At 70.6% G+C, this 20,473-nt stretch carries 19 protein-coding genes; 8 read left to right on the top strand and 11 right to left on the bottom strand.

Going from position 1 to position 20,473, the window contains the following annotated elements:
• Positions 1 to 19: 19 nt before the first annotated feature.
• From JYK18_RS25190 to JYK18_RS25165, 6 genes are all read right to left on the bottom strand, one after another.
• The gene (locus JYK18_RS25190) at positions 20 to 802 is read right to left on the bottom strand and encodes a DUF4097 family beta strand repeat-containing protein (RefSeq protein ID WP_206805611.1); all 783 of its coding nucleotides are present in this window, start codon (positions 800 to 802) and stop codon (positions 20 to 22) included.
• Positions 803 to 839: 37 nt separating this feature from the next.
• Positions 840 to 1,277 (bottom strand): DUF1778 domain-containing protein, encoded by a 438-nt coding sequence (locus JYK18_RS25185; protein ID WP_206805608.1) that lies wholly within the window; start codon positions 1,275 to 1,277, stop codon positions 840 to 842.
• A 216-nt stretch (positions 1,278 to 1,493) separates the two neighbouring features.
• A complete protein-coding gene (locus JYK18_RS25180; RefSeq protein WP_206805599.1) occupies positions 1,494 to 2,408 on the bottom strand; it encodes a VOC family protein in 915 nt (304 codons plus the stop codon).
• A gap of 20 nt (positions 2,409 to 2,428) precedes the next feature.
• Positions 2,429 to 2,716, bottom strand: a complete 288-nt coding sequence (locus JYK18_RS25175; RefSeq protein ID WP_206805597.1) for a transcriptional regulator — start codon at positions 2,714 to 2,716, stop codon at positions 2,429 to 2,431.
• A complete protein-coding gene (locus JYK18_RS25170) occupies positions 2,713 to 3,159 on the bottom strand; it encodes a hypothetical protein (RefSeq protein ID WP_206805596.1) in 447 nt (148 codons plus the stop codon). The genes JYK18_RS25175 and JYK18_RS25170 overlap by 4 nt, the downstream gene beginning before the upstream one ends.
• A 93-nt stretch (positions 3,160 to 3,252) precedes the next feature.
• Positions 3,253 to 3,723 (bottom strand): carboxymuconolactone decarboxylase family protein, encoded by a 471-nt coding sequence (locus JYK18_RS25165; protein ID WP_206805595.1) that lies wholly within the window; start codon positions 3,721 to 3,723, stop codon positions 3,253 to 3,255.
• 171 nt (positions 3,724 to 3,894) lie between these two features.
• Between JYK18_RS25165 and JYK18_RS25160 the strand changes: the two genes are divergently transcribed.
• The gene (locus tag JYK18_RS25160) at positions 3,895 to 4,764 is read left to right on the top strand and encodes an RNA polymerase sigma-70 factor (protein ID WP_206805594.1); all 870 of its coding nucleotides are present in this window, start codon (positions 3,895 to 3,897) and stop codon (positions 4,762 to 4,764) included.
• On the opposite strand, the gene JYK18_RS25155 is transcribed toward JYK18_RS25160, so the two are convergent.
• Positions 4,755 to 5,978, bottom strand: a complete 1,224-nt coding sequence (locus JYK18_RS25155) for an MFS transporter (protein WP_206805593.1) — start codon at positions 5,976 to 5,978, stop codon at positions 4,755 to 4,757. The genes JYK18_RS25160 and JYK18_RS25155 overlap by 10 nt on opposite strands.
• A 203-nt stretch (positions 5,979 to 6,181) precedes the next feature.
• Between JYK18_RS25155 and JYK18_RS25150 the strand changes: the two genes are divergently transcribed.
• Both JYK18_RS25150 and JYK18_RS25145 read left to right on the top strand, forming a co-directional pair.
• Complete coding sequence (locus JYK18_RS25150) at positions 6,182 to 7,888, top strand: sodium:proton antiporter (protein WP_206805592.1); 1,707 nt, start codon at positions 6,182 to 6,184, stop codon at positions 7,886 to 7,888.
• 123 nt (positions 7,889 to 8,011) lie between these two features.
• On the top strand, positions 8,012 to 10,918 hold the full coding sequence (locus JYK18_RS25145; RefSeq protein ID WP_206805591.1) for a CARDB domain-containing protein: 2,907 nt from the start codon (positions 8,012 to 8,014) through the stop codon (positions 10,916 to 10,918).
• A 74-nt stretch (positions 10,919 to 10,992) separates the two neighbouring features.
• Here the strand turns inward: JYK18_RS25145 and JYK18_RS25140 are convergent, their stop codons facing one another.
• A complete protein-coding gene (locus JYK18_RS25140) occupies positions 10,993 to 11,358 on the bottom strand; it encodes a helix-turn-helix transcriptional regulator (RefSeq protein ID WP_206805590.1) in 366 nt (121 codons plus the stop codon).
• Between the two features lie 260 nt (positions 11,359 to 11,618).
• On the opposite strand from JYK18_RS25140, the gene JYK18_RS25135 reads away from it, so the two are divergent.
• Both JYK18_RS25135 and JYK18_RS25130 read left to right on the top strand, forming a co-directional pair.
• A complete protein-coding gene (locus JYK18_RS25135; RefSeq protein WP_307796047.1) occupies positions 11,619 to 12,830 on the top strand; it encodes a sodium:proton exchanger in 1,212 nt (403 codons plus the stop codon).
• Positions 12,831 to 13,036: 206 nt separating this feature from the next.
• Complete coding sequence (locus JYK18_RS25130; RefSeq protein WP_242582055.1) at positions 13,037 to 14,845, top strand: sialidase; 1,809 nt, start codon at positions 13,037 to 13,039, stop codon at positions 14,843 to 14,845.
• A gap of 4 nt (positions 14,846 to 14,849) precedes the next feature.
• On the opposite strand, the gene JYK18_RS25125 is transcribed toward JYK18_RS25130, so the two are convergent.
• Positions 14,850 to 15,647 carry a CPBP family intramembrane glutamic endopeptidase gene (locus JYK18_RS25125; protein WP_206805588.1) on the bottom strand — a complete coding sequence of 266 codons (798 nt, stop codon included), beginning with the start codon at positions 15,645 to 15,647 and terminating at the stop codon, positions 14,850 to 14,852.
• Between the two features lie 233 nt (positions 15,648 to 15,880).
• Here JYK18_RS25125 and JYK18_RS25120 point away from each other — a divergent pair, with 233 nt between their 5' ends.
• Positions 15,881 to 16,612 (top strand): MerR family transcriptional regulator, encoded by a 732-nt coding sequence (locus tag JYK18_RS25120; RefSeq protein ID WP_206805586.1) that lies wholly within the window; start codon positions 15,881 to 15,883, stop codon positions 16,610 to 16,612.
• A 194-nt stretch (positions 16,613 to 16,806) separates the two neighbouring features.
• On the opposite strand, the gene JYK18_RS25115 is transcribed toward JYK18_RS25120, so the two are convergent.
• The gene (locus JYK18_RS25115; RefSeq protein WP_307796046.1) at positions 16,807 to 17,751 is read right to left on the bottom strand and encodes a GntR family transcriptional regulator; all 945 of its coding nucleotides are present in this window, start codon (positions 17,749 to 17,751) and stop codon (positions 16,807 to 16,809) included.
• Positions 17,752 to 17,831: 80 nt separating this feature from the next.
• Here JYK18_RS25115 and JYK18_RS25110 point away from each other — a divergent pair, with 80 nt between their 5' ends.
• The gene (locus JYK18_RS25110; RefSeq protein WP_206805584.1) at positions 17,832 to 19,127 is read left to right on the top strand and encodes an aspartate aminotransferase family protein; all 1,296 of its coding nucleotides are present in this window, start codon (positions 17,832 to 17,834) and stop codon (positions 19,125 to 19,127) included.
• Here the strand turns inward: JYK18_RS25110 and JYK18_RS25105 are convergent.
• The gene (locus JYK18_RS25105) at positions 19,116 to 19,769 is read right to left on the bottom strand and encodes a TetR/AcrR family transcriptional regulator (protein WP_206805582.1); all 654 of its coding nucleotides are present in this window, start codon (positions 19,767 to 19,769) and stop codon (positions 19,116 to 19,118) included. The genes JYK18_RS25110 and JYK18_RS25105 overlap by 12 nt on opposite strands.
• Before the next feature lie 95 nt (positions 19,770 to 19,864).
• On the opposite strand from JYK18_RS25105, the gene JYK18_RS25100 reads away from it, so the two are divergent.
• Positions 19,865 to 20,470, top strand: a complete 606-nt coding sequence (locus tag JYK18_RS25100) for an SRPBCC family protein (protein WP_206805580.1) — start codon at positions 19,865 to 19,867, stop codon at positions 20,468 to 20,470.
• The last annotated feature ends 3 nt before the right edge of the window (positions 20,471 to 20,473 follow it).

Raw genomic sequence — 20,473 nt, 5'->3', positions numbered from 1 at the left:
AGGAGAACGGGTTCGCCGGTCAGGCGCTGCGGACGGTGATGTCGCCGAACGAGGTGTGCGCGCGGACGTCGACGGTCTCGCGCTGCCGCGGGACCCGGTCGGCGATGGTGTTGCGCACGCGGCCGAACTTGGTGTTCAGCTCGAGCCGCGCCGCCGTGGTCTCCGCGACGCCGACGAGGATGTCGCCGAGCGAGGACTCCGCGTCCACGCCGCCGTCCGCGCGGTCCACCGAGATGTCGCCGTTGGCGGCGCGGAGCCTGAGTTCGCCCCCGGCCTGGCGGATCGTGGTGGGGCCGTTGGCGTTCTTGACCACACCGGTGCCGTCGACCTCGCCGAGGGAAACGCGCCCGGTGCCGGTGGTGACCTCCGCGTCGCCCGCCACGTGGCCGACCTCGACGTGCCCGGCGGCGGTGTCCACCCGCAGCGAGCCGGTGGCCTCCAGCCGGACGTGCCCGGCGGCGGTCTTGAACCGGCTGTCGCCGAGCACGCCGGTGCCGTGGAAGTCGCCCATCGCCGCGTCGCCGCGGACCCGGGAGCCGGTGGGCAGTTCGATGGTCACCGCGATCGACCTGGTCTTCTTCGACAGGTCGAGCGGGCTGCGCTTCGGGCCGGTGACCCGAAGCTCGCCGTTCGTGTAGTCGACGCGGGTTTCCGCCGCCGCCTTGACGTCGGAGGCGTCGGCCTGGTTGGCCGGGCGGACCTCGACCACGGTGTCGGTCCGGTCGCCGGCGACGAAGCGCACCTCACCGACGGCGAGTTCGACGACGGCGTTGATCGGGGCGGGGGTGTCGAAAATGGACATGGTGGTCCTCGTTTCTGTGCGGTACTGGGGTTTCTGGTCAGTGGGCGGGACGGAATCCCCGTGGCGGCAGAGCGGCCGAAGCCGCCTCCACCAGCCAGGCGGTGACCGATCGGTGCGCTTGGGCCGCCGCCCGTTCGATGGCCGCCTTGAGCTGTTCCGGCACGCGGAGGTTGATGCGCGCCATCGCGCCGTCCTCCCCGCCGAAGCGCTCGACGGCGGCCGACCGCTCCGGCGGCGGCAGCGTCACGACGAACGTCGCGTCGCGGCCCCGCAGGCGCAGGTCGACCGAACCGGGGGCGAGGTCACGGGTGATCTCGCCGGTGGCCCCGGCCAGCGCGTCCAGCAGGGTGAGCCGGATCGCCGGTTCCAGCGCTCCGGTCAGCCGCTCGACCAGCTCACCGGATTCCGTCCCACTGGTCTCCAACGCCGCCTCGAGCTCTCGGCGGAGGTCGTTCACGTACGGCGTCAGGTCCATGGCAGTACTATGGCACATGTATGGCACCACTTGCAAGCCACCTTGGCGCATTATCGACGCCAGCTCGGCGCTACATTGCTTTGAACAGCGGTTTCACGCGCGAAATAGCCCTGGGACGTGCTGTGAACGTGGCTTTCACAGCACACCCCAGGGGTTCAGGAGGGTGCTTCAGCGGGGCTGTGGCACCACTGGTGAGCCACCGCAGGAGACGGGTGCTTACGCCTGCCGGAAGACGAGCGACGCGGCGGGGACGAACAACTCGTTCGACGGCGTTTCGCAGGCGGACATCCCGTTGTCCCACAACAGGTCGCGGACGTCGGTCAGATTGCGCACGGCCACCGTGCACGCGACGACGGCGGGCAGCGCGGGCGCCTCCGCCCCCGGCAGCCGGTTCGCCAGGTCGGCGGCGGGGACCAGGGTCAGCGTCGCCCCGTCGAGGTCGAAGATCCGGGCGGCACCGGAGCAGCGGGGCACCCGGCCGAGGTAGCGCTCGTAACGCGCCTGGACGGCGTCCAGCTCGGCGTCGGCGGTGCAGAGCGTCGCGTCGACCAGGCCCACCGCGCCGTTGGGGTGTGCCGGCACCCGGGTCGCCTGGATCGCCTCGTCCAGGTCCGCGGCGACCCCGATCCGGCCCTCCGCGTTCTCGATTTCCAGGAACCGCACGGTTTCCACGGCGTCACCCACCGGGCGCCGGACCGTGTGCACGCCGCCGTGGGCCACCCGGGACCGGGTCAGCCGGTCGGCGGTGGCCTCGATGTCGGCCGAGGAGAACATCAGGATGTGCAGGCCCTCGAAGCGGTCCAGGAAACCGGCCAGGCCGCTGGTGGTTTCGCTGATCTGGGCCAGCAGCGTCGGCAGCACCTCGGGCGGGGCCTGCAACGGGACGATCCGCGCGTCCGGCGGCAGGGCGGCGCCGTCGGCCACGGTGGCCAGTTCGAGGAAGTCGCGGGCGAAGTCGGCGTGGGTGTTGACCGCGCCGAACGGCTCGGGCTCGGCCCCCTCCCGCGGTGCCATCGCGGGGTAGACGGGCGGGTGGACGGCGAAGCCCAGCCGCCGGTGCAGTTCCAGCGCCGCCCCCAGATCACGGACGACGTGCCCCACGTGGTGCAGGCGAAGGCGTTCGGGGACCATGGCCCCACTCTAGGGCGGGTTCAGGTGGTGAGGGCGCGCAGCGCGGCCACGTGCGCGGTGTACCGGCGCAGACCGGCCGGGGTGAGCCGGAACCACGTGCGCGGTCGTCGTCCCACCGCACCCTTGCGCACTTCCAGGTAGCCGGCGTCTTCCAGCGCGCGCGAATGCTTCGACAACGCGGAATCGCTGAGCCCGGTCGAATCGCGGACCGCGGCGAAGTCCAGCCAGTCCGCGCCGCTCGCGAGCAGGGCGCAGATCGACAACCGCGCGATCGGGTGCACCACCGGGTCCAGTCCCCCGGTGCTCACCCGGCGCCCACCCGGCCCGCCCGCACGTCGTGCCGGATCGCACGCAACTGCCGCCGCAGCTGGTCGGCGGCCAGCACCCCGGTGAGCACGGCGACGCCGAGCGCGAGCGCGGTCCAGCCGGACAGCGCGAGCGGCACCACCGCGATCATCCCGGCCGCGGTGACCACCAGCTGGAGCACGGCGGGCCGGGTCAGCGACGGGTAGCCGGTGGCCAGCTTCACCCCGCGCCGCCCGCTGAGCAGCCACGAAAACGCGCCGAGCACCAGCACCGCGGCGACCGGGACGAGGAAGTAGGCGAACACCGGCAGGGTCAGCGCCGGCAGCGCCGCGAGCGCGGCGACGGCGAGCGCGTTGAGGGCCAGGTACCACCCCGGCAGGCGGATGCGGGCGGCCAGCTGTTCGCGCTGGCGGGCGATTTCGGCGAACGCGGCTTCGGGTTCCATCTGCCCTCCCGGAAACTACTTTCCACTGAGAAAGTACGCCGCCCGGCGACCGGACCACAAGGCCCGGGAGCGGGAACTCCCGGGCCTTGCCGCTCAGCCGAACAGGCCGGGCTGGTACGCACCGCCCGCCTGGCGCAGGATCACGCCGAGCCGGTTCGCCGCGTTGATCTGGGCGACCAGCGAAACCAGCGCGGCGACCTCGTTGTCGTCGTAGTGCTCGCGCACCAGCGCCCAGGTGTCGTCGGAGACGCCCTGGTGGGCGTCGGCAAGGCGGGTGCCTTCCTCGGCCAGCGCGAACGCGGCGCGCTCGGCCTCGGTGAACACGCCCGCTTCCCGCCAGGCGGCCACCAGGTTGATCCGCGCCGCGCTTTCCCCCGCCGCCGCGGCTTCCTTGGTGTGCACGTCGGTGCACCAGCCGCAGCCGTTGATCTGGCTGACGCGCAACGACACCAGCTCCTGCACCGCCTTGGGCAGCGCCTGCGCGAGCACCAGGCTGGCGGTGAAGAACCGCTTGGCGAACTTGGCACCGATCTCGTTGGCGTTCAGGTCGAACCGGGCTTCCATGGTGATCTCCTCTGGTTTCCGCGAATGGTTTCTGCGAACGGCCACCAGATGCCGCGACCGCCCCGGCCTGTGACAGCACGTCGGGTGACCCATGCCACAGCGGTCCCGGTGTCACAGCGACGCGGCGGCCGGTGTCTGGTGGGCGGTACTCGCCGGAGCAGAGGAGCTGCCATGTCCGCCACCGAGGTTTTCCTCGCCCATCGCAACCTGCTCTTCACCGTCGCCTACGAGCTGCTCGGCTCGGCGGCGGACGCCGAGGACGTGCTCCAGGAAACCTGGCTGCGCTGGGCCGAAGTCGATCTCGACCACGTGCGGAACCAGCGTGCCTACCTGGTCCGGATCGCCACCCGCCAGGCGTTGCTCCGGTTGCGCACGCTCGGCAGGCGCAAGGAGTCCTACGTCGGGCCGTGGCTGCCCGAGCCCCTGCTCACCGCGCCGGACGTGGCCGAGGACGTCGAACTCGCCGACAGCGTCTCGATGGCGATGCTGCTGGTGCTCGAAACGCTGGCACCGACCGAGCGCGCGGTCTTCGTGCTGCGCGAGGTGTTCGACCTGCCGTACGGCGAAATCGCCGACGCCGTCGGCAAGAACCAGGCCGCGGTGCGCCAGATCGCGCACCGGGCCCGGGCGCACGTCGCCGCGAGGCGGCCGCACGGCGTGGTCTCCCCCGCCGAAAGCCGGGACGCGCTCGCGGCCTTCCAGCGCGCGGTGGAAACCGGTGACCTCCAGCGCCTGCTCGACGTGCTCGCCCCCGAGGTCGTGCTCCTGACCGACGGGGGCGGCGTCGCGCAGGCCGCGCTGGTGCCGATCACCGGGGCCGGCCGGGTGGCCGAGGTCCTGGGCAGGCTGACCGGGACCGCGTCGCTGCGCCCGGCCCAGGTGAACGGCCACCCCGCGCTGACCGTCCACTTGAGACAGGAACTCGACACGGTCATCGCCGTGCACCTGGAAAACGGCCGCATCACCGGGCTTTACGCCGTCCGCAACCCGGAGAAGCTGTCGCGCATGGCCAGCGAAACCGCGCTGAGTCGTCAGGCGTAGGAATCTTCGATCAGCCGCCGGTGCCGGTGGACCAGCCGGTGGATCAGCACCACGAGGACAAACTGGGCTAGGCCCGAAACCGCGAACACGGCGGGCACGCCGGTCGCCCCGGCCAGCGCACCACCGAGCACCGCGCCCAGCGGGATGCCGCCCCACAACGCCACGCGGTACGCACCGAGCACCCTGCCGAGCAGTTCGGCGGGGATCATGGCCTGCCGCAACGACATCGACAGCACGTTCCACATCGTCACGCCGAGCGCGACGCCGAAGAACCACGCTCCCGCCGCCCAGCGGTCCGTGACCGTACCGAGCAGCACCGACATCACCGGCGCGATCGACACCGCGAGCGTGATCGCCTTCGGCCGGCCGAGGCGCCGGGTCAGCGGCCCCACCACCGCGGATCCGGCCAGCCCGCCGATCCCCATGGCGACGAACAACAAGCCGTACAACGACGGGCTCAGCGCCAGGGAGTCCAGCGCGTACAACACGGTGAGCGAGGTGCCCATCGACATCAGCGCGGCGATCAGTCCACTGTAGATGGTCAGGGGGCGCAGCACCGGGTGGCGCCACAGCCAGCGCAGGCCCTCGCGGACGTCCGCGCGCAGGGTCGTCGGCTCGGCGCGTTCGGCCCGGAACCGCCCGGGAATGGCCAGCACCAGCACGGCGGCCACGACAAAACCGAGCACCGGGGCGAGGAACGGGGCCGCGCGGAACCAGCCGAACAACGCCGCGCCCACCGGCGGTCCGACGAAGTCCTTCCCGACGGTCTCCTCGACGGTCAGCCAGCTGTTGGCCTCGTCCAGCCCGGCACGGCCGACCACCTGGGGCAGGATCGCGCGATCGGCGGAGTCGTAGACCACCTGGCAGACGCCGAGCGCGAACGCGGCGGCGTAGAGCACGAGGACGCTGCCCGCCCCGGTGGCGAGCAGCACCACGAGCACGCCGAGCAGCGCGGCCCGGACGGCGTTGACCACCGCCATGGCCCGCCGCCGGTCCACCCGGTCCACCAGCGCGCCGCCGGGCAGGCCGAACAGCAGCCACGGCAGGAACGCGAACGCGGTGAGCCCGGAGATGAGCACCGGATCACTGGTCAGCGAAGCGGCGAGCAGGGGCAGCGAGACCTTGACGATGCCGTCGGCGCAGGTGGCCGTGGCCGAAGCGGCGAACAACTTCCAGAACGAACGATCGAGCGATGTGGCGAAACGCCGGGGCAAGGGATTCCCACCTTCGGAAACGAAGCGTCGTTTCCGCTCAGGCGGCGATCGGCCCCCGGGAAGCGCGGAAACGCAGGACAGGTCGCAGGTCCACGGGTACCGCCTCCCCTCTCGCGTCGCGGGAACAACGGCGGTGATCGTAACAGCGCCCACCATCGAGTAGAAGCAGCCCGATCCGCGCCGGGTGCCGCACACTGCCCGGTATGCAGGAGCTGGCGTTGCTCGCCGTGGTGGCGGTGCTGATCATCGTGGTGGTGTCGTACACCGCGCCGAAGCTGAAGGTCGCGGCGCCGGTGCTGCTGGTGATCGTCGGCATGGCGTGCAGCCAGCTCCCCGGTGCGCCGGAACTCTTCGTCGAACCGGACTGGATCCTGGTCGTGGTGCTGCCGCCGATCCTCTACGCGGCGGCGGTCAACGTGCCGGTGGTGGACTTCCGCCGCGACCTCGGCACCATCGGCGCGCTGTCGGTGTTGCTGGTGGTGGTCTCCGCGTTCGGCACCGGCCTGCTGATCTGGTGGCTGATCCCCGATCTCGACCTGGCCGCCGCGGTGGCGCTCGGCGCGGTGATCAGCCCGCCGGACGCGGTCGCCGCGACCTCGATCGGCAAGCGGCTCGGGCTGCCGCCCCGGCTGGTCACCATTCTCGAGGGCGAGGGGCTGGTCAACGACGCCACCGCGCTGGTGCTGCTCCGCACGGCCGTCGCCGCGATCGCGGGCACGGTCTCCTTCTGGAGCGCGCTCGGCGACTTCGCCTACGCGGTGTTCGTCGGCGTCGCGGCCGGCGCGGTCGTCGGCGTGGTGTCGGTGTGGGCGCGGTCCCGGATCCGGAACCAGCCCGTGCTCACCACCGCGATCTCCCTCGTGGTCCCGTTCCTGGCCTTCCTCCCCGCCGAGGAACTGCACGCGTCGGGCGTGATCGGCGTGGTCACGGCCGGGCTGATCACCGGGCACCAGAGCGCCAAGCGGTTCACCGCGCACGACCGGATCTCCGAGCGCACCAACTGGCGGACCATCCAGCTGCTGCTGGAAAACGGCGTCTTCCTGCTGATGGGCTTCGAGATCACCGCCGTGATCGCCGACGTCCACGCCGCGGGACAGGGTGTGTGGACCGCGATCAGCCTCGGCCTGCTCGCCACGGCCGCGTTGATCCTGCTGCGCGTGGTCTTCGTCATCCCGCTCATCGCGGCCCTGCGGCGGCAGCAGCGCGGCGCGGGCGCGATGACCGACCGGATCGAGTCACTGCTGGACCGGCTCACCGCCCGCGGTCCGCATCCCGATCACGAGCGCCGGTACGCGAAGGCGACGCGCGCCCTGCAACGACGTCACGCCGACGCCGCCTTCTTCGCCAGCGAAGGGCTCGGCTGGCGCGGCGGCGGGGTGCTCGCCTGGTCCGGGATGCGCGGGGTGGTCACGGTGGCCGCCGCGCAGTCGCTGCCCACCGACGTGCCGCACCGGGCCGAACTGGTGCTGATCGCGTTCACCGTGGCGATCGTGACGCTGATCCTGCAGGGCGGCACGTTGCCCGCGTTGATCAAACTGCTCGGCATCCAGGGCACCGACGCCGAGCACGAACGCCGCGAACTGGCCCGGCTGGCGACCGAGATCCACACCGCCGCCCAGGCGCTGGTCGACAACCCGGCGCTGACCCGCGAAAACGGCAAGCCCTTCGACGCGGCGCTACTGGACAAGACGCGCAAGCGCAGCCTCGCCACCGCCGAGGTGATCGACAAGATGCTCGGCGAGCGCGACCCGGACAGCCCGCTCCAGCAGCGCCGGGAACTGCAGCGCCTGCTCATCGACGCGATGCAGAACGCCCTGCTCGACGCGCGGGCCGGGGGCACCTACGGCTCGCACACCCTGGACCGGGCCCAGAACCTGATCGACATCGAGGCCGCTCGCTTCTCCAGCTGAGCACGCCGGGGTAATCCGCCGTTGACTAACGCGTCATCGTGCTGAAATATTTACTCGCTACCTCGCAAGAACTCGACAAGATCACGAAATTTGCCGGGATCACCCATCGAAACCGAGGTCCCCATGCACCGGAAACGCCTCGGCGGCCTGCTCGCCGCCTGCCTGCTCGGCACCCTCCTACCCGCCCCCGCGCACGCCGCGGACATCGATCTCGCCGCCGGGAAACCGGTCGAGGCCTCGTCCTCGGTGTTCTCGTTCGTCGGCCCGAACGCCACGGACGGCAACATCGGCAGCTACTGGGAGTCCGCCGGCTTCCCCGCGACGCTGACCACGAAGCTCGGCGCCAACGCCGACCTGTCGTCCGTAGTGGTCAAGCTCAACCCGGATCCGATCTGGGGGCCGAGAACGCAGAGCATCGAGGTGCTCGGCCGCGACCAGGCCGGCACCGGCTTCACCACCCTGCGGCCCCGCGCCGACTACCAGTTCAGCCCGCACTCCGGGCAGAACTCGGTGACCATCCCGGTCACCGGCCGGGCCGCCGACCTGCGGCTGGCGTTCTTCGGCAACACCGGCGCACCCGGCGGGCAGATCGGTGAACTCCAGGTCTTCGGCACGCCCGCGCCCAATCCCGATCTGGTCGTGAGCGCGCTGACCTGGGCTCCGGCCAGTCCGTCCGAGAGCGACTCGGTCACCCTGGCGGCGACCGTGCGCAACACCGGATCAGCGCCCGCGGGCGCGACCACGGTCGACTTCACCCTCGGTGGCGCGGTCGCGGGCAGTGCCCCGGTGGGCGCGCTCGCCCCCGGCGCCTCGGCCGTGGTGACCCTGGACGCGGGCAAGCGGCCGATGGGCAGCTACGCGGCCGCCGCGGTGGCCGACCCGGCCGGCACCGTCGCCGAGCAGAACGAGGGCAACAACACCTTCACCGCCGCGTCACCGCTGGTCGTCACCCAGGCGCCCGGGCCGGACCTGCAGGTGCTCGGCCTCACCGCCAACCCGTCGAACCCGGCCGAGGGCACCCCGGTCAAGTTCACCGCGGCGGTGCGCAACCGCGGGACCACCGCCGTCGCCGCGGGCACGGTCACCAGGGTCAGCGCCGGTTCGACCACTTTGGACACCCAGACGCCGCAGATTCCGGCCGGTGCCACGGTGAACGTGACCACCAGCGGTTCGTGGACCGCGACCGGTGGCGGTGCCACGGTGACCGCGACCGCCGACGCGACCGAGCTGGTGGCCGAGACGAACGAGGGCAACAACAGCTTCGGCCAGACCATCGTGGTCGGCCGCGGCGCCGCCGTGCCCTATGTCGAGTACGAGGCCGAAGCCGGTACCTACCAGGGAACCCTGCTCGAAGCGGATCCACTGAGGACGTTCGGGCACACCAACTTCGCCACCGAGTCGTCCGGCCGCAAGTCGGTCCGGCTGGACAACCAGGGCCAGTTCGTCGAGTTCACCTCGGTCAGCTCGACGAACTCGATCGTGGTGCGCAACTCGATCCCGGACGCGCCTGGCGGCGGGGGCATCGACGCCACGCTCAGCCTCTACGCCGACGGCGAGTTCGTGCAGAAGCTGAACCTGTCGTCGAAGCACAGCTGGCTCTACGGCAACACCGACGGGCCCGAGGCGCTGACGAACACCCCGCAGGCCGACGCGCGCAGGCTGTTCGACGAGGCGAACGCGCTGCTGCCGTCGACCTTCCCGGCGGGCACGAAGTTCCGGCTGCAACGCGATTCCGGTGACACCGCGGCGTTCTACATCATCGACCTGATCGATCTGGAGCAGGTCGCACCGCCGAGCAGCAAGCCGGCGGAGTGCACCTCGATCACCGAGTACGGTGCCGTGCCCGACGACGGGAACGACGACACCGCGGCCATCCAGGCGGCGGTGACCGCCGACCAGAACGGGGCGATCGGCTGCGTGTGGATCCCGGCCGGGCAGTGGCGGCAGGAGAAGAAGATCCTCACCGACGACCCGCTCGACCGCGGGCAGTACAACCAGGTGGGGATCAGCAACGTGAAGATCCGCGGTGCCGGGATGTGGCATTCGCGGCTGTACACGCTGACCGAACCGCATAAGGCCGTCGGCAGCATCAACCACCCGCACGAGGGCAACTTCGGCTTCGACATCGACGGCAACACGCAGATCTCGGACCTCGCCATCTTCGGCTCCGGCCGGATCCGCGGCGGGCCGGACGGTGCCGAGGGCGGGGTCGGCCTCAACGGCCGGTTCGGCCAGGGCACGAAGATCACCAACGTGTGGATCGAGCACGCCAACGTCGGGGTCTGGGTGGGCCGCGACTACGACAACATCCCCGAGCTGTGGGGCCCGGCCGACGGACTCGAGTTCAGCGGCATGCGCATCCGCGACACCTACGCCGACGGCATCAACTTCACCAACGGGACGCGGAACTCCCGCGTGTTCAACTCCTCGTTCCGCACCACCGGCGACGACGCGCTCGCGGTGTGGGCCAACAAGTACGTGAAGAACCAGGCGGTCGACATCGCGCACGACAACCACTTCGTGAACAATACGATTCAGTTGCCGTGGCGTGCCAACGGAATCGCCATCTACGGCGGTTACGGGAACAAGGCGGAGAACAACCTGATCTACGACACCGCGAACTACCCGGGCATCATGCTGGCGACCGACCACGACCCGCTGCCGTTCTCCGGGCAGACCGTGCTGGCGAACAACGCGCTCTACCGCTGCGGCGGGGTGTTCTGGGGCGAGGCGCAGAAGTTCGGCGCCATCACCCTGTTCGCCCAGGGCCCGGACATCCCCGGCGTGGTCATCCGGGACACGGAGGTGCACGACTCGACCTACGACGGCATCCAGTTCAAAGCAGGCGGCGGCTCGATCCCCGGCGCGACGATCACCAACGTCCGGATCGACAAGTCCAACAACGGCGCGGGCATCCTCGCGCACGGCGGTGCCAGGGGCAGCGCCACCCTGTCCGGCGTGACGATCACCAACTCGAAGACCGGCGACGTGGTCCGGGAACCAGGCTCCACCTTCGTGTTCAACCAGTAACCCCCGATGTCACGAATGTGGCTTTCGAGACGTCAGGCGTCTCGAAAGCCACATTCGTGACACCTACCCGGGGTTCACCGGTCCGGGGCCACCGTGCCGTCCGGGGCGATGTGGTCGAAGATCTGCTCGACCAGGGCCACGACGTGCGGGTCGTCGGCGGTGTAGAGGTGGCGCCGTCCCTCGCGCTGGACGGTGATCACGCCCGCCAGCCGGAGTTTGGCCAGGTGCTGCGAGGCCGTCGCGATGCTGATCCCGGCGTGCCGCGCCAGCGTCCCGACGTCGTACGAACCGTGTGTGATGAGCCACACCAGGTGCAGCCGGACCGGGCTGCCCAGCAACGCGAACGTCGCCGCCCCACCCCGCAGCTGGGCCGTCGTCGGCTCCCCGTCGGCCCTGGCGGGCGCGGGTTCTTCGGTGGTCCCCGGCTGTGGTTTCGGCATGGCGAAGTCCAGTTTCCCCCACGCGTCAACGCACCGCGCGCCCGGCCGCAAAAGCTTCGACTGTTGCGAAAACAACGAAACGTCGCGCAGGCTGGTCCCCGTTCCGAAGGGGAGTAGCCCACGACCTGTTCGTCGACACGCTGAGGACCCGGTGGTCCTCCGGCGACAGGGCCCGCGACACCGCGGGTGGGCGAGACCTTCGGCCAGCCGTCGCGCCTGGCCGAGGTCCCCGGACCGGCCGAGGCCGGAAAGGACTGTCCGTGGTCGCGAAGTTGTGGCGCCCCTTGCTGTTGTGCACCGCGCTGGTGCTGCCCGCCCTGGTCGTCCGGCTGACCGGGTTGACCCCGGCGCCGGTGGCGGGGCTGCTGGTCTTCGGCGCCGCGGTGGTGGCCGCGTCGTTCGTGCTGGCCTGGGCGGCCGAGGCCGCGCAGGTCGACATCTCCGGCGGGCTGGCCATCGCGATCCTGGCCGTGATCGCCGTGCTGCCCGAGTACGCCGTGGACCTCTACTTCGCCTACACCGCGGGGTCGAACCCCGAGTACGTCGCCTACGCGGCGGCCAACATGACCGGTTCGAACCGGCTGCTGCTCGGCCTGGGCTGGTCGGTGGTCGTGCTGCTGGCCCTCGCGGTGGCCCGGCGCCGCACCGGCCGGACCGTGCGCGAACTGACCCTGGACTCCGAATACCGCGTGGAACTCGGCTTTCTCGCGATCGCATCGCTGGTCGCCTTCGTGGTCCCGGTTTCCGGGCAGATCTCGCTGCCGCTCGGCTTCGCGCTGCTCGGGTTCTTCGCCTTCTACCTGTGGAAGGTGTCGCGCGCCGAAGTCGGCGAACCGCACCTCGTCGGCCCGGCCGCCACCATCGGCGCCCTGCCGGCACGCACCCGGCGGCTCACCGTCATCGCGCTGTTCGCCTCGGCCGCGGTGGCCATCCTCCTGTGCGCGGAACCGTTCGCGCACAACCTGATCGCCACCGGCGCGCAGCTCGGCGTCGACCAGTTCCTGCTGGTGCAGTGGCTGGCGCCGCTGGCCTCCGAGGCGCCGGAGTTCATCGTGGCGATCCTGTTCGCGGTCCGCGGCAACGGCGCCGCCGCGCTCGGCATGCTGGTCTCGGCCAAGGTCAACCAGTGGACGCTGCTGGTCGGCAGCCTGCCGGTGGCCTACCTGTTCGGCGGCGGGGGCACCGCGCTCGCCCTGGAGGCGCGGCAGGTGGAGGAGTTCCTGCTGACCGCCACCCAAACCCTGCTCGGCGTGACCGCGCTGCTCGCCCTGCGCTTCCCCCGCTGGCTGGCGTGGACCCTGCTGAGCCTGTTCGCCGTGCAGTTCGCCCTGCCCGGGCAGACCGCGCGTTACGTCCTTTGTGGAATCTACGCGGCCCTCGCGCTCGCCGCGGCCTGGCGCAACCGGCACCACCTCCTGCCGACGCTGGCCGCGCCCTTCCGGCCCGCCGCCAAAGTCGGGCAGCAGGCCTGACCACCTACCGTCGTCGGTAATTTGTGGTCAGGCGCAACAAATTCGCCGACGGCATTTCCGCAGGTCAGAGCGCCTTGAACGGGGTTACCCAGCGGTCATCGCTCGTTACAGCGGGTTGACGCCCCGGTGAGCCGGTTGTTAAGAACTCACCAGGTACCGGTTACGCGAGCGCTCCCTCCGACGTCCCCCACCCGTCAGGCAGGACCATGAGAAACCCCAGTCCCCCACGCCGTCGCTGGCTCGTGCTCGCGCTCGCCGCCGCGACCGCGCTGGGCACGGTGAACGTGCTGAGCGCCCAGGGCGCCGAGATCGCCGTGCCGGTGACCGACCCGATGAACCCGGACCTCGGCCCGAACACCTTCGTCTTCGACCCGTCGACCCCGCCGGCGGAGATCCAGAGCCGCGTCGACACCATCGCCGCCGGGCAGAAGACCAACCAGTTCGGGCCCGAGCGCTACGCCGTGCTGTTCAAGCCCGGCCAGTACGACGCCGACGTGAACCTGCGGTTCTTCACCCAGGTGGCCGGCCTCGGCCGGCACCCGGACGACGTCAACCTCAACGGCCACGTGCGCGTCGAGGCCGACTGGCTCCAGCAGGGCGACGACCCGAACAACCTCGGCAACGCCACGCAGAACTTCTGGCGGGCGGCGGAAAACCTGTCGGTGACCATTCCGCAGGGCCAGATCGAGCGCTGGGCGGTCTCGCAGGCGGCGCCCTACCGCCGCATGCACCTGCGCGGCCAGGTCCAGCTGTGGAACGGCTACGACGGCTGGGCCTCCGGCGGCCTGATCGCCGACTCCAAAATAGACGGTTTCACCGAATCCGGTTCGCAGCAGCAGTTCTACACCCGCAACAGCGAACTCGGCGGCGGCTGGGGCGGCTCGGTGTGGAACATGGTGTTCCAGGGTTCGACCGGCACCCCGCCGCAGAACTTCCCCAACCCCTCGCACACGGTGCTCGACACGACGCCGAAGATCCGCGAGAAGCCCTTCCTCCACGTCGACGATTCGGGCAGCTACAACGTTTTTGTGCCCTCCCTGCGCAACGACACCAAGGGCACCAGCTGGGGCGGCGGGAACGCGCCGGGTGAGTCGATCTCGCTCAGCGAGTTCCTCGTGGTCAAGCCGGACACCTCGGTGGCCACCGTCAACGCCGCGCTGGAGCAGGGCAAGCACCTGCTGTTCACCCCCGGCGTGCACCACCTCGACGACACGATCCGGGTGACCAAGCCGAACACCGTGGTGCTCGGCCTCGGCCTGGCCACGCTGACCCCGGACACCGGCAAGACGGCGATGACCGTCGCCGACGTGGACGGGGTGAAGGTGGCGGGCATGATGTTCGACGCCGGTCCGGTCAACGTGCCCTCGCTGATGGAGGTCGGGCAGGAAGGCGCCTCGGCGAGCCACGCGGAGAACCCGACCTCGCTGCACGACGTGTTCTTCCGCATCGGCGGCCCCGGCGTCGGCAAGGCGACCACCAGCCTGCAGGTGCACTCGAACGACGTGATCGGCGACCACATGTGGCTGTGGCGCGGGGATCACGGCGACGGCATCGGCTGGGACGTCAACACCGCGCGCAACGGGCTGATCGTCGAAGGCGACAACGTCACCATGTACGGCCTGTTCGTCGAGCACTACCAGCAGTACCAGACCATCTGGAACGGCGAGAACGGGAAGACCTTCTTCTACCAGAACGAACTGCCCTACGACCCGCCGGACAACCAGACCTGGGGCAGCCCGGGTGGCGGCACGCAGGGCTGGGCTGCGTACAAGGTCGGCGACCAGGTGAACACCCACGAGGCCTACGGCGTGGGGAGCTACAGCTTCTTCAACGTCAACCCGGCGGTGGTGGCCAGCCGCGGTTTCGAGGTGCCGGACAAACCGGGGGTCCGCTTCCAGGGCCTGGTCGCGGTCTCGCTCGGCGGCGTCGGCACGATCACCAACGTCATCAACACCACCGGGGCCACCGCGAACGAGCCGAACCAGGTCTCGTACGTGACGAAGTACCCGCAGTAACGCGTCAGTCGTCCGACGGGCCCGCGGCGGTGCGGGCCCGTCGGTCGTCGTGGATCCGGTGGCGGCGCACCACCAGCACCACGGCGAGCCCGATGATCGCGAGCAGGCTGGCCACCACGCCGAAGTACGACTCGCCCGGCACGACCGCGCCGGAGATCAGCGAGAAGTCCCAGAGCCCGTGCACAACCGCGGGCAGCAGGATGCCGCCGCTGCGACGGCGGACCAGGTAGAAGAAGTAGCCGGACACCGCGGCGAGCAGCACCTGCGCCAGTGCGCCGAAACCGGTGTTGATCAGGTTGGTGGCGTGCGCGAGGCCGAAGGTCACCGTGGACCACAGCGCGACCCTGCCTTCGCTGAACCCGTTGTGGCGGAAGACGGTGACGCCGATGCCGCGGAACATGAGCTCCTCGCCGAAGCCGACGAACAGCGTGCTGCACAACAGCAGGAGCGTGAAGCCGAGGCCGCGCTCGGCGAGCCCGCCGTAGTTGGTGGCCGCCGCGATGGCGGCGAACTGGACGACCGGCACCACGATGACCCAGCTCCGCACCGGGTGGTCCTCGACCAGCACCGGCCGCCACCAGCGCAGCGCGGTGATCGCGGCGACGACCAGCAGCAGCGAGACGCCGACCGGCACGGTGATGCCGCGCCACAGCTCGGTGATCGTGGTCGGCGCGGCGTACTGGACGTCCAGGCCCCGGGTCAGCAGCACGCCGAGCACCTGCAGCACGGCGAGGTAGCCGGCCAGGAGGAGGAAGAAACCCCACAGCGGCAGCCGGCGTGCGGTGCTGGCGTGCTGGTCCATCGCCCCGCTCCCCTGCGGTCGAGGGTGGTGCCGGACCGGCAGCGCCCGAAGAGCCGATTCTGCTTCGCGTGATCGCCGTCGGCAATCCACCGCCCACCGATCGGCGGAAGCGTGGTGAGCCAGCTCACAGCCCCGCGGCGGCCGAACACGGTTGACCATGCCGCGACGGCACGGTCTTCACTGGGTTTCACCGGTGCGCCCGCACCGGCGGACCCGGTTGGAGGAGCGGTCACATGGCGTGGAGCACCCGGCAGATCGCCGAACTCGCCGGCACGAGCCTGCGCGCGGTGCGGCACTACCACGAGGTCGGCCTGCTGGCCGAACCCGAACGACGCGCCAACGGTTACAAGAGCTACGGCGTCGCGCACCTGGTGCGGTTGCTGCGCATCAAGCGGCTGGCGGATCTCGGTTTCTCGCTCACGCAGATCGCCGAGATGGGTGACGCCGACGAACACCCCGGCGAGGCCCTGCGCGTGCTGGACAGCGAACTGGCCACGACCATCGAGCGGTTGAAGCGGGCGCGCCTCGAACTAGCGATGATCCTGCGCGAGTCCGTGCCGACCGATCTTCCGCCGGAGATCGCCTCGGTCGCCGCCGACGCGAAGCTCACCGAGGCCGACCGTTCGTTCGTCGTGGTCATGTCGCGGGTGTTCGGCCCGTCGGCGATGGACGCCTACCGCGACCTGATGCGGCGGACCGCGGACTACGGCACGGGCGCTGAGTTCGACCACCTACCCGCCGACGCCGACGCCGAGACCCGGCGGGCGCTGGCCGAAGCCATGGCCCCGAAGGTCCGCGCCCTCCTCGGCGAGTACCCCGACCTGGTCGATCCGGGGACCAGCACGCCCAAGGGGGTCCGGCAGGCCGCGAAGACGATCGACCTGGCACTGACCGACCTCTACAACCCGGCCCAGGTCGACGTGATCCACCGGCTGCGCCGCCTACTCGCTGAGGAGTCGCGGTAGGTCGCCGGAAGCTTCGCCACTCGCCCGCGCTAAATCGCCCGCGAGTCCGCCACGCCTCCGCGCCAGATCGCCGAGCGTTCCGCCACACGCCCGCGCCAAATCGCCCGCGATTCCGCCACGCCTCCGCTCCAGATCGCCGGAGGTTTCGCCACGCTTCCGCGCTTGGCCGCCCGCGGATCCGTTGCGCGTCCGCGCTAGGTCGCCGGTGGTTCCGCCACGCCTCCGCGCTTGGCCGTCCGCAGGTCATCGACCACCTCGCTGACCATCCGGATGGACGCCGCGTCCAGCACGTTGCCGAACTCGATCACCTCCACCCGGCCGTCCAGCCGGGCCTTCAGATCCGGCGATTCGCTCGGGATGACCACCAGGTCCACGTCCTCGATGTCCTCGTCGGCGACGCCGTGGAGCACCTTGATGTTCCGCAGGCCCGACTGCGCCAGCGAGTCCCGGATGCTGACGGCCTGGTCCTCGGTGGAGTACCAGATGCCGACGGTCCGGTCCGGGGCCACGGCGGCGATCCGCACCAGGGTCCGGACGTGGGGCGCGGCCACGATCGCGACCACCTCGGTGCCGGTGCGGCGCCACAGGCCGCGCACCTCGGCGAGGTGGAAGAAGGTGGTCAGCACCAGGTCCGCCGGCCCGGGCTCGAACTCCCCCAGCACCAGCGGTTTCACCTTCAGCCCGAGGTGCTCGGCGAGTTCGCCGGCGAAGTACTTGGCCCGGTCGGCGTTGCACTCGACAAAGGCGACCTTGAGCAGGTCGTCCTCGGCACGGAGGGCCAGGCTCGCCACCAGCGCCTGGATCTCGGCCGCCGTGAGACCGAGGTCGACGCACGCCCGGGTCGCCTCGGCCAGGATCGAGCGCGCCCGATCCCGCGCCCCCGCCCGGCCCTGCCCGAACCCGGTCACCACCGTGCCGCCGCGCCCGCGGGTCTCGACCAGGCCGCGCTCGCCGAGATCGGCGTACGCGCGGGCCACCGTGTTGCGGTTGATGTGCAGGTTGTCGGCCAGCAGGCGCGAGCTGGGCAGCACCTGCCCGGCCGCCAGCTCGCCGCTCTCGATCATGAACGACAGCTGCGTGACGAGCTGCCGGTAGATGGGCACGTCGGAGTCCCGGCTGACCTGCAGGTTCCGCTCCACCGGTGCCCCACCTCCGCGCCCAAGTTTGACCTAAGCCAGTTTGGCCTAGTTCAATGGGCCAAACAAGCGCGGGAGGGCATATGGACGACCAGCGGTTCTGGCAGCACGCGGCCGATCACCTCGTCCGGTACGGGGGCGCGTTCACCCCGCGCGTGATCGAGCGCGCCGCCGGGTCGCACGTCTACGACAGCGAAGGCCGGGCGATCCTGGACTTCACCTCGGGGCAGATGAGCGCACTGCTGGGCCATTCGCACCCGGACGTCGTCCGCGCCGCGGGCGAAGCGCTGGGCACGCTCAGCCACCTCTACTCCGGCATGCTGAGCCGTCCCGTGGTCGACCTCGCCAAGCAGCTCGCCGACTCGCTCCCGGCCCCGTTGAGCCGGATGTTGTTGCTCAGCACCGGCGCCGAGTCCAACGAAGCCGCGATCAAGCTCGCCAAGCTGTACACCGGGAACTACGAGATCGTCGCCTTCGACCGTTCGTGGCACGGGATGACCTCGGGTGCCGCCGCGGCCACCTTCTCCGCGGGCCGCCGCGGGTACGGGCCGGCGGTTCCGGGCAACCTCACCCTGCCGACGCCCGACGCCTACCGTTCACCCTTCCGGCACGCGGACGGTTCACACGATTGGGAAACCGAGCTGGACTACGGGTTCCGGCTCGTCGACCAGCAGTCGTCAGGCAGCCTCGCGGCCTGCATCGTCGAGCCGATCCTGTCCTCCGGCGGCATCATCGAACTGCCGGAGGGCTACCTCGCCCGCCTGAAGGAACACTGCGCGGCCAGGGGAATGCTGCTGATCCTCGACGAGGCGCAGACCGGGCTCGGGCGCACCGGGACCATGTACGCCTTCGAACGCGACGGCGTGGTGCCGGACCTGCTGACGTTGTCGAAGACGCTCGGCGCCGGGTTCCCGGTGGCCACGGTGATGACGTCCGCGGAAATCGAGCAGACCTGCCACGAGCGCGGGTTCCTCTTCTTCACCACGCACGTCTCGGACCCGTTCGCCGCTTCGGTGGCGCTGACCGTGATGGACGTGATCGAGCGGGACGCGCTGGTGGACCGCTCGCAGGTGCTCGGCAAGGAGCTGACCGATCGCCTACTGGACCTGCGAGACCGCTACGAGGTGGTCGGCGACGTGCGCGGGCGCGGGCTGTTGCAGGGCGTGGAACTGGTGGCGGACAAGGAAAGCAAGGCACCCGCCGACGAACTCGGGCGCGCGGTGACCACGGCCTGCCTGGAGCGCGGGCTGCACCTGAACATCGTGCAGTTGCCCGGGATGGGCGGTATCTTCCGGATCGCGCCGCCGCTGACCATCGAGACGGCGGACCTCCACGCGGGGGTGGACATCCTCGAAGCGGCGCTGCGGTCAGTCGCGTAGCAAGTCGTCCAGTTCGTCGTCGAACAGCAGGGCCGGGTCGAAGCCCATCCCGGCGAACTGACCGGCGAGTTCGAGCGAGAGCACGCCGTGGAGGCGCGTCCAGAACGCCAGCGCGCGGCGCACGTCCGAAGTGGACGCGGGATGCGCGCCCGTCCAGTCGCGGTGCTGGTCGAGGTGCCGCTCGAAGGTGGTGCCCATCGGGTTCTCCGGGTCGACCTGTGCCGCCGCGTGCGCGTCGAGCAGCACGGTCATGATCTCGTTGGAGATCGCGGTGGTGTCGTCCGGCGCGTGGTAGCCGGGCACGGGCGTGCCGTAGATGAGGAAGTACCGGTGCGGGTCGGCCAGGGCCCATTCCCTGACCTGGTAGGCGAGTCCGCTCACGTCGGCACCGGCGTCGAAGGCGGCGCGCAGCTTCTCGGCGAGGCTGCGGTAGGCGTCGCGGATGAGTTCGGTGATCAGCTCGTCGCGGCTGGCGAAGTACCGGTAGAGGGCGGGCCCGCTCATGCCGAGGCTCTTCGCGATGGCGTTGAGGGACAACGCGGTCACCCCGGCCGTGGCGATCTGCTCCCACGCCTGTTCCTTGACCTCCGCGCGCACCTGGGCCCGGTAGCGCTCGCGCGAGGTCTTCCCGGTGGTCTCCATTGTTAGAGGTTATCACTCCCGCTATTGACACTCACTTCAGTGGCGTTATAGCTTCTAACCACTGCAAGAGCTTGTCACTATCGCGAGGAGAACTCATGAAGACCGCCCGCCGCGCCGCCCTGCTCGCCCTGCCGCTGGCCCTGCTCGGCTTCGCCGCACCGGTGCAGGCCGCCGAGACCAGCACCACGCACCAGCTGACCTGCCGGGGTCAGGGCGTGGACCCGGCCGCGAAGATCCGCTACCGCACCGAGCGGCTGATCGACGCGCCGATGAGCACCATCTACCGGCTGCAGACCGACGTGGAGCGGTGGTCGTCGTGGCAGAAGCCGGTCACCAGCGCCGAGCGCCTCGACCACGGCCCGTTCCGGAGCGGTTCCCGGTTCCGGTGGACGACGCCGGCCCCGGCCACGCCCACTACGCCCGAGACCACGCTGGTGATCACCTCGACCGTGCACCAGGTGCAGCGGAACCAGTGCCTCCGCTGGAGCGGCCCGGCGATCGGCGAGGGGCTGAGCATCGACGACGGCGTGCACGTGTGGAACTTCCGCCGGGTCCCGGGCGGGGTGCTGGTGCAGACCGAGGAAACGTGGACCGGCGCGCAGGTGGAGGCCGACGTGCCCACCGCGACCAAGTTCCTCGGCATGGGCCTCGAAACCTGGCTCGACGAGCTCGAGACCACCGCCGAAGCCCGCCCCTGCTGACTT

This window comes from Amycolatopsis sp. 195334CR (genome assembly GCF_017309385.1).
In the GTDB taxonomy this organism is placed as follows: Bacteria; Actinomycetota; Actinomycetes; order Mycobacteriales; family Pseudonocardiaceae; genus Amycolatopsis.
Note: the sequence above shows the minus strand (reverse complement) of the source record. Positions and strands in the feature narration are given on the sequence as shown.

Excerpts from the sequence above, each read along its gene's own strand:
- JYK18_RS25190 (WP_206805611.1), bottom strand. The coding sequence starts at position 802 with ATGTCCATTTTCGACACCCCCGCCCCGATCAACGCCGTCGTCGAACTC.
- JYK18_RS25185 (WP_206805608.1), bottom strand. The coding sequence starts at position 1,277 with ATGGACCTGACGCCGTACGTGAACGACCTCCGCCGAGAGCTCGAGGCG.
- JYK18_RS25180 (WP_206805599.1), bottom strand. The coding sequence starts at position 2,408 with ATGGTCCCCGAACGCCTTCGCCTGCACCACGTGGGGCACGTCGTCCGT.
- JYK18_RS25170 (WP_206805596.1), bottom strand. The coding sequence starts at position 3,159 with ATGGAACCCGAAGCCGCGTTCGCCGAAATCGCCCGCCAGCGCGAACAG.
- JYK18_RS25165 (WP_206805595.1), bottom strand. The coding sequence starts at position 3,723 with ATGGAAGCCCGGTTCGACCTGAACGCCAACGAGATCGGTGCCAAGTTC.
- JYK18_RS25160 (WP_206805594.1), top strand. The coding sequence starts at position 3,895 with ATGTCCGCCACCGAGGTTTTCCTCGCCCATCGCAACCTGCTCTTCACC.
- JYK18_RS25150 (WP_206805592.1), top strand. The coding sequence starts at position 6,182 with ATGCAGGAGCTGGCGTTGCTCGCCGTGGTGGCGGTGCTGATCATCGTG.
- JYK18_RS25145 (WP_206805591.1), top strand. The coding sequence starts at position 8,012 with ATGCACCGGAAACGCCTCGGCGGCCTGCTCGCCGCCTGCCTGCTCGGC.
- JYK18_RS25140 (WP_206805590.1), bottom strand. The coding sequence starts at position 11,358 with ATGCCGAAACCACAGCCGGGGACCACCGAAGAACCCGCGCCCGCCAGG.
- JYK18_RS25130 (WP_242582055.1), top strand. The coding sequence starts at position 13,037 with ATGAGAAACCCCAGTCCCCCACGCCGTCGCTGGCTCGTGCTCGCGCTC.
- JYK18_RS25125 (WP_206805588.1), bottom strand. The coding sequence starts at position 15,647 with ATGGACCAGCACGCCAGCACCGCACGCCGGCTGCCGCTGTGGGGTTTC.
- JYK18_RS25120 (WP_206805586.1), top strand. The coding sequence starts at position 15,881 with ATGGCGTGGAGCACCCGGCAGATCGCCGAACTCGCCGGCACGAGCCTG.
- JYK18_RS25110 (WP_206805584.1), top strand. The coding sequence starts at position 17,832 with ATGGACGACCAGCGGTTCTGGCAGCACGCGGCCGATCACCTCGTCCGG.
- JYK18_RS25105 (WP_206805582.1), bottom strand. The coding sequence starts at position 19,769 with ATGGAGACCACCGGGAAGACCTCGCGCGAGCGCTACCGGGCCCAGGTG.
- JYK18_RS25100 (WP_206805580.1), top strand. The coding sequence starts at position 19,865 with ATGAAGACCGCCCGCCGCGCCGCCCTGCTCGCCCTGCCGCTGGCCCTG.